This window comes from Paenibacillus sp. N3/727 (assembly GCF_022637315.1).
GTDB classification, from domain to species: Bacteria; Bacillota; Bacilli; order Paenibacillales; family Paenibacillaceae; genus Paenibacillus_AQ; species Paenibacillus_AQ uliginis.
In genome coordinates this window covers 5,946,353-5,959,397 of record NZ_CP093336.1, presented here as the reverse complement: position 1 = coordinate 5,959,397, position 13,045 = coordinate 5,946,353, and the positions used below count along the sequence as shown (strand labels likewise).

14 protein-coding genes are annotated in these 13,045 nt (G+C 48.8%); 9 read left to right on the top strand and 5 right to left on the bottom strand.

Going from position 1 to position 13,045, the window contains the following annotated elements; all coding sequences use genetic code 11:
* Positions 1–98: 98 nt before the first annotated feature.
* The 4 genes from MNQ98_RS27835 to MNQ98_RS27820 all read right to left on the bottom strand — a co-directional run bounded on the left by MNQ98_RS27835 (position 99) and on the right by MNQ98_RS27820 (position 4,191).
* Positions 99–1,217 carry a GGDEF domain-containing protein gene (locus tag MNQ98_RS27835; RefSeq protein ID WP_241931073.1) on the bottom strand — a complete coding sequence of 373 codons (1,119 nt, stop codon included), beginning with the start codon at positions 1,215–1,217 and terminating at the stop codon, positions 99–101.
* A gap of 134 nt (positions 1,218–1,351) precedes the next feature.
* Entirely contained in the window at positions 1,352–2,455 is a 1,104-nt protein-coding gene (locus MNQ98_RS27830) for a sensor histidine kinase (protein ID WP_241931072.1), read from the bottom strand.
* On the bottom strand, positions 2,448–3,143 hold the full coding sequence (locus MNQ98_RS27825) for a response regulator transcription factor (RefSeq protein ID WP_241931071.1): 696 nt from the start codon (positions 3,141–3,143) through the stop codon (positions 2,448–2,450). Before MNQ98_RS27825 ends, MNQ98_RS27830 begins: the two co-directional genes overlap by 8 nt.
* A gap of 52 nt (positions 3,144–3,195) precedes the next feature.
* A complete protein-coding gene (locus tag MNQ98_RS27820; protein WP_241931070.1) occupies positions 3,196–4,191 on the bottom strand; it encodes a D-alanyl-D-alanine carboxypeptidase family protein in 996 nt (331 codons plus the stop codon).
* 183 nt (positions 4,192–4,374) lie between these two features.
* Between MNQ98_RS27820 and MNQ98_RS27815 the strand changes: the two genes are divergently transcribed.
* The 6 genes from MNQ98_RS27815 to MNQ98_RS27790 all read left to right on the top strand — a co-directional run bounded on the left by MNQ98_RS27815 (position 4,375) and on the right by MNQ98_RS27790 (position 9,425).
* A complete protein-coding gene (locus MNQ98_RS27815) occupies positions 4,375–4,770 on the top strand; it encodes a Fur family transcriptional regulator (RefSeq protein ID WP_241931069.1) in 396 nt (131 codons plus the stop codon).
* Positions 4,746–5,576: a winged helix-turn-helix domain-containing protein gene (locus tag MNQ98_RS27810; RefSeq protein ID WP_241931068.1), complete on the top strand. Its 831-nt coding sequence runs from the start codon at positions 4,746–4,748 to the stop codon at positions 5,574–5,576. Before MNQ98_RS27815 ends, MNQ98_RS27810 begins: the two co-directional genes overlap by 25 nt.
* Before the next feature lie 147 nt (positions 5,577–5,723).
* Positions 5,724–6,545: a uroporphyrinogen-III synthase gene (locus MNQ98_RS27805; RefSeq protein WP_241931067.1), complete on the top strand. Its 822-nt coding sequence runs from the start codon at positions 5,724–5,726 to the stop codon at positions 6,543–6,545.
* A 126-nt stretch (positions 6,546–6,671) separates the two neighbouring features.
* A complete protein-coding gene (locus tag MNQ98_RS27800) occupies positions 6,672–7,310 on the top strand; it encodes a ThuA domain-containing protein (protein ID WP_241931066.1) in 639 nt (212 codons plus the stop codon).
* 126 nt (positions 7,311–7,436) lie between these two features.
* A complete protein-coding gene (locus MNQ98_RS27795) occupies positions 7,437–7,754 on the top strand; it encodes a phasin family protein (RefSeq protein ID WP_208917396.1) in 318 nt (105 codons plus the stop codon).
* A complete protein-coding gene (locus MNQ98_RS27790) occupies positions 7,755–9,425 on the top strand; it encodes an ABC1 kinase family protein (protein ID WP_241931065.1) in 1,671 nt (556 codons plus the stop codon).
* On the opposite strand, the gene MNQ98_RS27785 is transcribed toward MNQ98_RS27790, so the two are convergent.
* Positions 9,372–9,989 (bottom strand): hypothetical protein, encoded by a 618-nt coding sequence (locus MNQ98_RS27785; RefSeq protein ID WP_241931064.1) that lies wholly within the window; start codon positions 9,987–9,989, stop codon positions 9,372–9,374. The genes MNQ98_RS27790 and MNQ98_RS27785 overlap by 54 nt on opposite strands.
* Before the next feature lie 137 nt (positions 9,990–10,126).
* Between MNQ98_RS27785 and MNQ98_RS27780 the strand changes: the two genes are divergently transcribed.
* The 3 genes from MNQ98_RS27780 to MNQ98_RS27770 all read left to right on the top strand — a co-directional run bounded on the left by MNQ98_RS27780 (position 10,127) and on the right by MNQ98_RS27770 (position 12,974).
* Positions 10,127–11,821, top strand: coding sequence for a DEAD/DEAH box helicase (locus tag MNQ98_RS27780; RefSeq protein ID WP_241931063.1), 1,695 nt, complete (start codon positions 10,127–10,129; stop codon positions 11,819–11,821).
* Between the two features lie 93 nt (positions 11,822–11,914).
* Positions 11,915–12,265, top strand: a complete 351-nt coding sequence (locus MNQ98_RS27775) for a DUF3243 domain-containing protein (RefSeq protein WP_241931062.1) — start codon at positions 11,915–11,917, stop codon at positions 12,263–12,265.
* 229 nt (positions 12,266–12,494) lie between these two features.
* A complete protein-coding gene (locus tag MNQ98_RS27770) occupies positions 12,495–12,974 on the top strand; it encodes a glutathione peroxidase (protein WP_241931061.1) in 480 nt (159 codons plus the stop codon).
* Positions 12,975–13,045 lie beyond the last annotated feature (71 nt).

Here is a 13,045-nt window from a genome sequence, read left to right as displayed (position 1 = left end):
AAGAAATTTGGGGGCAACAGCGATGGGAGGAATGTTTCGTACGCGGAGCGTCTTCCAACAGAAGTAAAGACTGCCCCTACTATATATCAGCATTTAGATCAAGCATTTAATCTTGTATGCCGGCTAAGAGTAGCCGCGGTACAGATCCGATTCCGGCCACCGTTTTTCGCCCGGTATAACTCCCGGTCAGCTTGCTTAAGCAGATCGCCGGCATCCGAAGCTTGTATCGTATCCGGATGTACAGCAGCGCCGATCGAGACCGTTATCTTGAGCCTTGTCCCGTCTCCAGGATCAAAGGAATGGCCCTCCACGGCGGCTCGGATCTTCTCGGCAAGTAGCGATACTTCAGCCGGAGAAGCCTCAGGAACGAGTATCGAAAACTCTTCACCGCCAGTGCGTGACACTTCGCAAAATGAACGAGTGTGATCCTTCAGCACCCTGCTGAGCTGCTGCAAAACGGCGTCTCCGACCGCATGGCCGTAGGTGTCGTTTATTTTTTTAAAGTGATCGATGTCGACTGCGAGGACTCCGAGCCGTTCATTGAAATGATGGGCTTCAAGAAAGCGTTCGGACAGAAGCTGTTCGAACTGCCGCAAGTTGTTCAGATTGGTTAGATAATCGGTTTCCGAGTTTTTCTTCATTTGCAGAAACAGCTTGTTGGAGGTGTTGATATATTCCGTAAGGGCGTAGATGACTAACGTCCCGAGCACCGAGATGATTAATTGGGTTAAAAAGAATTCAAAGACGCTACCCTGTGACTTTAAATTAATCATCATGACCACCAGAATGACGAGCATACCCGTAACGTTCATGATCATCATTTTGATCAGGCGGTTACATCGAAAGCTAGAGATGAGCCCACATAGGATCCCAATCAGGAACATGCCCTCGGCAGCGATTGCCGAGGAGTCAGTCAGACCGAATAATAGCAATCTCCCAGCCGCGACCAGAATTCCTGCAATAAGGGATGGCAGCCAGCCCATATAACTCGCTATGACCACAATCGCCAGGTGACGTAGATCGGCAAAAAGCAACGGATTGATCGGGTAAGAATAGTACATTAATATGATGCCGTAAATCCCAAAGAGCAGTCCCGCATTTATTTTTACGATAAAGGAGGGGGACTGTACACCGACAACATATTTTTGGGATAACAGTCCCGAGACATATATGAAGGTTACAAATACACAGAAATTCGTAAAAAGTATGTTAATCATAAGAAGCATTCCATTCCTCTCACACACCGAAATGAACGGCATGGATTTCATAGGGATGTAAAAAGAAAACGTTACTTCCTATATTATCGGACAATGGAATTGGATGTCGAATATGAAGTTTAAGTTGCGGCTGTTTATTTTGAACTGCTACTAAATGGAAGACGGACTTCAAACATCGTTTGCGCCTCACTGCTGCTGACACGAATCGTTCCGTTATGCGCATCGATAATGCTTTTGACAATGGCAAGGCCAAGCCCGGCTCCGCCGGTTTGATCAGTACGAGAGGCGTCCGCGCGATAAAACCGTTCAAATATATGGTTTATGGAATGGGAGGGGATAGGCGGCCCGAAATTAATAACTTGCACGATGGCATGGTGCTGATCCCGGTTGACCGTCAGGTCAATCCTTCCGGCATCTTTGCCGTGCCGAATGGCATTGGAGAGCAGATTCTCGAAGGTTCGCATCAGCTTGTCCCCGTCTGCTGCAATTATTATTTTTTCTTCAGTTGCCGTAAACATTACTTGAACGTTGTCTTGACGTGTATGACCTGCTAAGGAGAAGTCAGTAGCAAGCTGGCCGAGCAGTTCCACGAGGTTAATGTCTGCACGGTTCAGGGGTGAGTATCCCATACGTGTATAATCAAAGAGGTCGTTCACCAGTCTGCCCAGTCGCGTCGACTTTTCAAAAGCGATGTCTGTATAATACCGAAGCTCGACTTCGTCTTTATACCGGTCTTCGCTGACCAGTCGCAAATAGCCGATAATGGAAGTGAGCGGTGTGCGCAGGTCGTGGGATACGTTGCTAATCAGCTCGTTTTTAGCTTGTACGGCCATGCGTTCCTCTTCCATGGAAAGTTTGAGCTGCTTGGCCATCCGGTTAATGTGATCAGCCATCAATCCGAACTCATCATCAGATTTCACCTTGATCTCCTGATCCAGCTCGCCCCGGGCAAGCCGATTCGTGCCTTCTATCAGCTGATTCATCGTGGTGATCGTTCTTCGGCTGAGCAGCAGCACAATGCACACAAACAGCGCGATGCCGCTGATCGTTGCAAGAATGGGAAACCCGAAAAAATGCTCAAGGAATCGGTTCACCAAAAAAAGCTGATCCACCCATGTGTTATTCCAGTATTTCCGGCCGAGTATCCTTGCCCCTTGACGAATGCCGAACAAAATAAGCAAGGTCAGCGCCCCACTTATGAAGAAGAGGTTAATAATTTTCCACTGAAATTTACGCATTGATCTTATACCCGACGCCCCACACGGTCTGAATAAGCTTATAACCTAGCTCTTTTTCAAGTTTGTCCCGCAGATTACTAATGTGAACCATCACGGTATTGTTTGAGACGTAATATTTTTCTTTCCATACCTGTTGAAAAATATCTTCCGCGCTGAATATTCTACCCGGCTGACGCGCAAGAAGATACAGGATATCGAATTCCCTGGCTGTGAGGGATACTTCTCGACTGTTCGCTGTTACTTCATGTGTGGAGCGGTTGATCTCGAGTCCGTCCAAGTACAGGCTTGCAGGAACCGAAGCCTGATGCTCAGCGTTATACTGCAGAGAACGCCTTAGAAGCGATTTCACTCGGGTCGTTAACTCCAATGGATTGAAGGGCTTGATCATATAATCATCGGCTCCGGTCATGAGCCCCAGTATTTTATCCATATCTTCACTCTTGGCGCTTAACATCAATATGGGAATAGACGATGTTTCCCTAATCTTTCGGCAGGCGTCCATTCCGTTCAACTTGGGCATCATGACATCGAGTATAATCAGATCGATAGAGCCTTGGTTTTGCTCCAGCTGTAAAATCGCCTCTTCCCCGTCATGAGCCTTGATGACTTGATATCCTTCATTCTCTAAATAGATGGAGATCAAACCGGCAATTTCTTTATCATCATCTACAACTAATATGCTTCGCATAAACGATCCTCCATTATTTAAGCCCCATTAGTTTCCTAGTTCTGCAATAGATTCAGTTTACCCAAAAAACGGACGTTAGGGTATCCCAAAAAGCACTCTGTCTGCGAAATCCATAATCCATCAGCTTACTAGTTTCGGTAAAGCGTTCTTTGGAGTTTCCTGCACCCATAACGACGGAAATTAGCCGGCTGCCGCCGCGTTTAGATGTTCCGGTGAAGCAGTAGCCTGCCTGCGATGTGTACCCGGTTTTGAAGCCGTCAATGCCGTTATAAGCGTGAGCTTCACCAGGGAGCATGAGATTGGTCGTATGCAGCGATATTTCCCTTTGGGGGATGTAAATATCTTTTTGCCCGGTCACTTCCAGTACATCCGGATAAGTTTGAAGAAGCCATCTCGTAAGCAAAGCTGCGTCCCGTGCGGTCATTGCCGTATCCGAGTAGGAAGCGGCTTCTGCAAAACCGCTGAGATCACCGGATGTAAGGCCTGAAGCGTTCGCGTATACCGTCTTGGCGGATAAGCCGATATGTTTGGCCTTCTCGTTCATTAGATAAACAAATTCTGTTTCGGATCCACTTAGATGCTCTGCGATCGCTACAGCGGCATCGTTTGCGGAGTGAATGACAAGTGCGTCAAACATCTGCTTCAAGCTGTAGATTTCACCTGCCGCTATACCTATCTGAGAACCCGGTACCTCCGCGGCGTAATGGCTGACAGATACATCCTCATTCCATGAATGTTGTCCGGAATCGACAGCCTCTAGGACAATAAGCTCGGTCATCATCTTCGACATACTGGCTGGGGGTAGTGCCTGATCGGCGTTATGTGAATATAGAACTTTACCGGTATCGGCGTTAATCAGTACGGCTGCCCGCACTTTTAATTGTGGAGGGATGAATATCTTTATTATGTATACTGCAATCAAAATGACGCCCAAGGTGAGAAGCATAAGGGAGAGCTTGGATTGTATTCTTCTGTTCTGCCGCCAAGGTCGAACCCGGGGGTTCTGCAAATTTTGTGCAGCGGATGATTGTTTAGATATAGATTCCATTACGACTGTCTCCTCTTTCGTTTCTGTAATATCCACTAGTATAGACAAATGGAATTAAGTATTTATAAATTGATTCTTAAGAAATGTTAAAGATTAGTTCGCATCAACTTGAACGGGTATGATTGACCTTAGAAGGATTAAGATTTATACTTGATCTAAAAATAAATTAAAAGGGTGAATACCTTGAAATCATTAAATTTAACGACACAGCGTCAAGCAGTTTACGATGTGATTAAGCAGTCAGAGGATCATCCTACTGCCGCGGACATCATGAATCGGCTAATGGAGAAAGGTAATAATTTGGCATACGGTACGGTGTACAACTCACTTCGCTATTTGACGGATAAGCAGCTTATCCGGGAATTGAAGCTTGGTGAAAGTGCGAGCCGCTATGATGCCCGTACCGATGAGCATCAGCATATTATGTGTGAGGTCTGCGGCAAAGTGGATGAGGTCATGACCAAAGTTCCCAAGGACTGGGCCGAAACCGTCTCGGAAGAAACGGGGTACGATGTAAATCACGCTCACGTAGTGTTTGGGGGGGTGTGTCCGGAGTGTCAAATCAAGCGGAAGAAATAATTGAAAGATTGAACGATATATATCCGATGGAGGGATGGCAGGCAGGGAATCCATATAGCCGACTTGTTCCGGAGGAGCCGACAGGAGAAACATGTCCGGTGTCTTTATTCCGGGCGGCCATGATCAGCCGTTCCCCCGGCCGTGTACATGAGCTGGTCCGGACCTTGTCGGAGAACTGCTTTGACGTCATGGTGATGCGGCGGTGGGAGCCGCTATTGCAGTCCGCACTCAATACGGGTTTGATTTTGGTGGATATGACAGCATGTAGAGATATGGTGGAATTTGAAGGTGAGCGGAATCTGCTGATTCCATTGGCAGACCGTCTGAATGTTCCGGTGATGTATCTCGTGAGCGAAGAGCTCATGAGCCGGGCAGGCGGCAGACTGCTACAGGAAGAGCTTATGGTGTGGCCTCCACGTTCCAAGGAAGCGCTGCTGTATCAGGTTCAGCGAGCCATTCGGGTGCATTCCATGTCGGCATCTCCCTCTGGAGATCTTACGGATGTCAGCCTGAATAAGTATAAGGATTTATGGATCGACCGGGACAAAATGATCGTACAGAGAGGACAAACACCTATACATTTGACAAAGACAGAATATAGTCTGTTTATCCTTCTCATGGACAGTGAGGGTGCTGTCCGCACCCGTGAAGAGCTGATGAGTGAAATCTGGGATACCGATTTTCTTGGGGGCAGCAATGTGGTCGATGTTCATATTAAAAGTCTGCGGAAAAAGCTTAATGATAATGCGGGCTCACCGCGCTATATCGCAACAGTTAGAGGAGTCGGATACCGCTTGGCGGATTGACTTCTCTCTTTTTTTTGTTGGCGGATCTATGGATGATAACGTAAATAAGACCAAAGTGTCTTTATATAAACGGGCAGGGCAAGTATACTGTATTAAAATAACAAAACATAGCAGATAAGAGGGAAGAGAAGAACGGGAGGCGAAATTATGGCTCAATATATGAAGGGGAAAGTCATTGCATTGGCGGGCCCCCGCAAGGCATCGGACATGGCGAAATTGGTGGAGAAAATGGGCGGAACACCTGTGCTGCGTCCAGCGCAGGGAACAGTTTTTCTGGATGATGAGGCACTGAGAGAGTCTATTACAGCTTGGGTGAGCGAGCCTCCGGCCTGGAATGTGTTCACAACGGGGATCGGCTTTGAGGCCATTATGGCGGCAGCGGAACAGATGGAAGTGTCCGACAGATTACTTGAGATCATAGAAGGTACACCGATTGCCGCAAGAGGGTACAAGACAGTAAACGCTTTGAAAAAACACGGGCTTGTGCCGGTTGTAAGAGACGATGATGGCAGCACAGCGGGTTTGATTCGCTCATTTGAATCCCATGATTTGACCGAAAAACGTGTTATGCTGCAGCTGCACGGTGAATCGGCACCGAAGCTGGTATCATGGCTGCAGGAAAGAGGAGCCGAGATCGTTCAGATCTTGCCATACAAGCATATCCCTCCAGAAGAGCAGGATCTTGAGCTGCTGATGAATGAAATTATTGAAGGTAAAGTTGATGCGGTTGCCTTCACCAGCGCGCCGCAGTTCCGATTTCTGTCGGAGTTTGCCCGCAGTCAGGGCAAGTTCGAGGAGCTTGTACAAGCTTTCAGCGGCAAGGTTACCGCAGCGGCTGTTGGCAAAGTCACGGCTCAGGGCCTGAGAGAGGAAGGCATTGAAGTGAAAGTGGTGCCGGAAGAAGAACGAATGGGCAGCATGATGGTTGAGTTGGGACGATATTTCGCTGGGGCGTCGATTTCTTCTTGACGGCTATGATTATGCTCAGCGCAGAACGGGAAAATTGGTACTAAGCCCCTTGATCTCGATGTGAACAGACCAACGCTGCCATAGTAGCAAAGCGGCTAATATCATAATGTAAGGAGGATTTAAAGAATGGAAAGAAGAAAAGCACTATTAATTGGTAGCTACACGCACCCTAAATTTCATCCGTTGCAAGGAATAGACACGCAAATTTCTCATCTACTCAATGATATGTTCACGGTACAGTGTACCGAAAATCATAAAATGCTAAAGGAAAGCAATCTGTATCCCTATGATCTTTGCATTGCTTATAGCGATTTGTGGGATGAGAAGGTATCACCTCAGCAGACGGCGGGTCTGCTTTCGTATGTGAGCGGAGGCGGCGGACTGCTGGTACTGCATAATGGCATTACACTGGCAAACCGTTATGAATTGGCCCAACTAATCGGTGGTCGCTTCGACGGCCATCCGCCGATTCAGAAGTTATCTTTTACACCGGCTGCCCCGGGTCATGACATTATGCAGGGCATCGATCCGTTTGAGCTTGAAGAAGAACCATACCGGTTCATATTCGATCCGTTTACGGATAAAACGGTGCTGCTTCAGTATGAATATGAGGGCGATTTTTGGCCAGCGGCCTGGTGCCACACTTACGGAATTGGAAGAGTTGTGTTTCTGATGCCGGGCCATCACGAGCCGTCGTTCTTGCAGCCTTCGGTAAGATCTATGATCACGCAGGCTGCAAAGTGGGCGTCGCGGTTTCCAGGATAAACAATCATAAGCAAGGGTTAATAAGGACCTTTTCGGCAATGATGGACGTGTGACCGTTTTTTCTTGCATGTATTCAGGTTATAATGATTTCAATGCGACAAAGACAACGATCGGGAGGGAAAAGCGATGAGTGATCTTTTTAAGAAAGCAATCTCGTTAGGATTAGGCCTTACCGTAGTCAGCAAGGAAAAAGTAGAAAAAATTGTAGATGATTTGGTCAAAAGGGGAGAACTGGCTCCCGATGAATCCAAAGCGCTAGTAAACCGACTCATTGAGCGGGGCGAGGAAGAGCAGTCTCAGATCAAATCAATTATTTATGACCAAGTGAAACGGGTTCTGTCCGAACTGGATGTCCCTTCAGAGAACGATGTTGCCAGCCTGGAACAGCGCATCACGGCTCTGGAGATGAAAGTTGCAGAGCTGGAAGGGACACGGTCCGAATAAATGGCTGTCCGAATTAGGCATGCCGGCCGTTACCGGGAAATCGCCATGGCGCTTATGCGTCATGGCTTTGGCTATATGGTGGAGGAGATGGGGCTGTTCCATATTCTCTCCCTCCCTGTAAAGTGGATATCACGGGAGGAGCCGCAGAGCATCAAGCTGGGAGAGAGGATCCGAAGGGTCCTCGAAGATCTCGGCCCGGCCTTCATTAAATTCGGCCAATTGGCCAGCACACGCTCAGATTTGCTTCCTGACCATATCATCCAGGAATTGGTGAAGCTGCAGGAGCGTGTTCCCCCCTTCTCCTCAGAAAGTGCCAGAGCCCTGATTGAACAAGAATGGGGTACGCCTATTGACCAGGTGCTTCAATCATTTGAGGACCGCCCGCTTGCTGCAGCTTCGATTGGTCAGGTGCATGCCGGGAGGTTGATGAGTGGAGAAGCGGTAGCGATCAAGGTCCAGCGTCCCGGGGTCGAGAATATGATCGGAAGAGACCTTGAAATTCTGAAGGATATCGTCTCATTGGCTGAGAAGCATTGGGATTGGGTAAAGCAGTACCGGGTGGACCGGATGGTGGATGAATTTACCCGTGCCGTGATGACGGAAATGGACTATAGTCATGAAGCGAGGAATGCGGAGAAGATTGCAGCCCAGTTCAGTGACAGTAAAGTCATTGGAGTTCCGGCTATTTACTGGGAATACACGACATCCCGTGTGCTGATGATGGAATATGTGGAAGGTATTACACTAAGCCGCAGTAAGGAGCTGGCAGACAAGGGATACGACCTGAAGGCCGCTGCCGAGCATTTAATTGAGGGAATGCTCCATCAGATATTTATCGAAGGCTTCTTCCATGCCGACCCTCATCCCGGCAATTTGCTGGTGAAGGAAGATGGAAAGCTGATATTTTTGGATTTCGGCCTTGTCGGCCATTTGAGCGAGGATATGAAGGATCATCTGTCGGGGCTCGTTATTGCGCTGATGAGGCGGAATACGGAGGGCATGATCCGTGCGGTTCTTCGGATGGGAATCGTACCGGAAGACTGTGACCTTGAACATCTAAGGGCCGATCTGGAACGGTTGAGAAATGAGTATTATGATGTGCCTTTTGCACAGGTGCGTGTTGGTAAGGCGCTGAGTGATCTGTTTGGGGTGACCCAGCGTCACCGGATTGCATTGCCCCCGGATCTGACACTGATGGGAAAAGCGATGCTGACACTTGAAGGTGTTATTGAGCATCTTGACCCTGAGGTCAGCATTATTGATATGGCTGAACCGTTCGGAAGGAAACTGTTGAAGGAACGATTCAATTCCCGGCGAATCGGCCGTAAAGTGCTGGACGGTGTTACCAATCTTGCGGAGAGTTTGTTGGACTTGCCTGGACAAGCCAAACAGTTGTCGGCACTAATCAGCAAGGGAAAGCTGAAGGTGGAGATCAGTGTGCCAGAGCTGCAGCAGCTAATGCGCAAGCTGGATCAGATCAGCAACCGATTGTCGTTTAGTGTCGCGCTCTTGGCTTTTAGCATTATCATGGTCGGATTGATCATCGGCGCATCCTTAAGCCGACAGCCGACGATGCTGTGGAGCTTTCCAGCGATTGAGATCGGATTTGTCGTGGCATTACTCATGGTGGTGTGGCTGCTGTACGCTATTTTCAAATCGGGAAGGTTCTAGCCGGGAAGATTGTATGGAACGGGTTCGCTTGCGGTGTTGAATCCATGTCTGGACACCCATAAGCACCCATTCGATAATATGGTAGAATACTGCGACTGAAAGAGCCTCAAGCAGTCCACCGATATGAACGCCAGGAATGAGTAACGAGATGAAGTATAGGATGAATGTGTCCGTGATGATTGTGACCGATTGTTTAGCGTACACGGATACATCTCGTCGCACCCACAGCCTTAGCAAGGCAATGCTGATGGGATGGATGAGACTCTCGAACAGAAGAAATCCGAGCAGAATAATCAGAGAAAAGCTGAACAGGCTCCCCAGGCTTTCATAAGATAGCACTTGACGGTAGTCACCGTCCATTTGAAAAATGATTGTAAACAGAGCAGAAAATAGTGCAATCGGTACGATAATAAATACAGACAGCACGGGAATGAGCCACAATTTCACCCGCAGGGGGACAGGCTCTTCACCATCGCGCCTTGTAATATAATTGATGGTTATATTCATAATACCGAACAGCACCATCAGTACAAAGAAGGCTAGTGTAAGCTCAAGTGCATTCATACCTGGACCTCCTTGAACGAAATAAGTGAGCTACATATTGACATTACCAGAGAGAGGAACATTTGTCAGTTTCTTTCCGAATGTCATTCTAATGAATCCGGATTATACCGGGAAATAATATAAATGAGGTGGAACGTTTGCCGAACTTTCAACAACTGGGCATAGACGAACAAATGGTACGCACGTTAAAAGAACAAGGAATTACCGTGCCGACGCCGGTACAGCTGGAGAGCATTCCGCTGCTGCTGGATGGAAAAGATGTCATTGCCCGTGCACGTACCGGGACAGGCAAAACGCTGGCTTTTATGCTGCCGATTCTGCAGCGTATCGACCCGAAGCGCTCGTATCCGCAGGCACTGATTGTGGCTCCGACACGTGAACTCGCATTGCAAATTACGGAGGAAGCGCGGAAGCTTACTTCAGGTGTGCAGGACGGAGTTAAGATACTGGCTGTATATGGCGGCCAGGATGTGGAGAAACAGCTGCGTAAACTGGAGGGCGGGCGCCATCTTATCATCGGCACGCCAGGAAGGCTGCTGGATCATTTGCGCCGGGGCACACTTGAGCTTGGCGGTGTCAAACAGCTCGTATTGGATGAAGCTGACCAAATGCTGCATATGGGCTTTCTGGATGAAGTTGAGGCCGTTATTGCGGCTTTGCCGTATCGCCGTCAGACGATGCTCTTCTCAGCGACGATGCCGGCAGGTGTAAAGCAGCTGGCTGGAAATTATATGAATCAGCCGGTGGACATCGTTGTAAAAGGTACTTCCCCGATCCCGCTGGAGCAGATCAAGCAGGTTGTCGTAGAGTGCAGCGATCGGGCGAAGCAGGATGCGCTCCGAGGCATGATTGAACAATACCGACCGTTTCTGGCGATTATTTTTTGCCGGACGAAGCGCCGGGCGACGACACTGAACGAAGCGCTTTTGGCTCATGGCTATGAATCGGACGAGCTGCATGGTGATTTGTCACAGGCGAAGCGTGAAGCCGTCATGAAGCGGTTTCGTGAAGCGAAGCTTCAACTTCTGGTGGCAACCGATGTTGCGGCACGGGGCTTGGATGTGGAAGGTGTCACCCATGTGTTTAACTATGATATGCCTCATGATGTTGAGAGTTACATCCACCGGATTGGCCGTACGGGGCGCGCGGGTGGCAGCGGTGTCGCCGTGACGTTTGCGGCTCCGAAGGACAGCGGTGATCTCGAGCGCATCGAGCATGGTATATCGATGCGGTTAAAACGTACACGATGGGATGGACAGAGCGGTGAAATGCGAGAAGCCTCCCCTAAGGGTAGTCTGGATAAAGATAAACCACGGAGAACGGGTAGCGGATCATCCCGTGATCGGGATCGTTCAACGTCTGACCGTGGCGGCAGTGGTCGTAAGGGCCGGGATATATCGGCTTTACGGGATTATGATCGGAGTGAGGGACGCAGACGTCCGGATGCCGGAGGACGTGGCGGTAATGCCAGCCGTGCTCAAGAAGGGCGGGGCGGCCGGAATGAATTGTCGGGCGGTACCGGCAGCGCGCGGAAGAACCCGGGTAACCGAGGCCAAAGCAGCCCAGATCGCGGCACATCTGGGGGCCGCGGGCAGTATGGTATGGACCGGGGTGCTGGTGGATTCCGAGGTCAGGGTCAAGGCGGACCGGACGCTGGCAGAGGACAAGGCAGCCGGAGTCAGAGCGGAACTGGCTCAGCCCGTAAATCGGAGGACGCAGGCAGAGGCAGAGCTTCTGGCGGGCGCAGCTCGAACGGACCGGATCGTGGCAGCTTTAACAGCCGTCAGGGAGGAAGAAGTCAGGGCGGCGGACGGCGGGGCAGAAACCGTTAATAAGTAGGCATATACGTGTAAACCTTGATTCAAGCTTGGCATAGCAGGTTAATTAAAATACGTTACCATAGTCAAAAATTAGGAGGCGTTACCATGTCTGAACATAATCATGTAGTGAAAAAAGACGGCGAACTGGATATGAGTAAGATGGATGACGCAATAAACCGGATTGACGATGGGGAGAAGGATCGGATATTAAATGATTTCGATTCTTTCAAATCGTATTTACACAAACGTATTCAACTTGCGCAAAGTATCGGCCTGAACGAGGAACAGCTGGCACAAGCTGCCGAGAAAGTGGCTGGATATTTGGCAACGAACGAAGAACCCCGCAACAGTGAAGAAAAGCTTTTGCAGGAGCTGTGGAAAGTCGGAACGCAGGAGGAACAGCATAATCTGGCTCATCTGCTGCTGAAACTGGCTCAAGGTGGAACTGCACATTAATCATTAGAATTGCTTAATCCTTCTCCGGTTGAGACCGGGGAGGGATTTTTTAAGAGAATAAGAAAGTATAAACTTCGGAGTATACTGCATTCTTATCTGATGTTTTTCTGATTCTGGTATTTGTTTTTAAGATATCGTTTTCGGTATGATGGTTAGCAAGAGATGATAAAGGTTCCCAAGTTTCCAAATACAGGAGCCTTGTCCTCTAAACGAAGGGGAGGGAATGGATTTGACTCTTTACGAATTGAATGCATCAAATTCGGCAGGACGCAATGTTTCTTTGGAGGATTACAAAGGTAAGGTTTTGCTTATTGCTAATACAGCCAGTAAATGCGGACTGACACCGCAATATGGAGAGCTTCAGAAATTGTACGACCAGTATAGCGATCAAGGCCTTGAGATTCTGGGGTTTCCGTGCAATCAGTTTGGTGGACAAGAGCCCGGTACGAGTGAAGAGGCAGCATCGTTCTGCCAGCTGAATTATGGTGTAACATTCCCAGTATTCGCCAAAGTGGACGTGAATGGTGAACAAGCCCATCCGCTGTTCCGGCATTTGAAAAATGAGCAGCCGGGTGACACACCCGATGGTGAAATCGTATGGAATTTTACGAAATTTCTGGTGGACCGTAATGGGAAAGTAGTTCAGCGCTTTGAACCGAAAGAATCGCCTGAAGTGATGAAAGAAGCGATCGAGACACTGCTTGGGTAAGGACTAGCTGCGTACGCTTGCTGCACATCATTAATACAAGAACCACCGGAACAGGCCTTGCAGCCTGTATC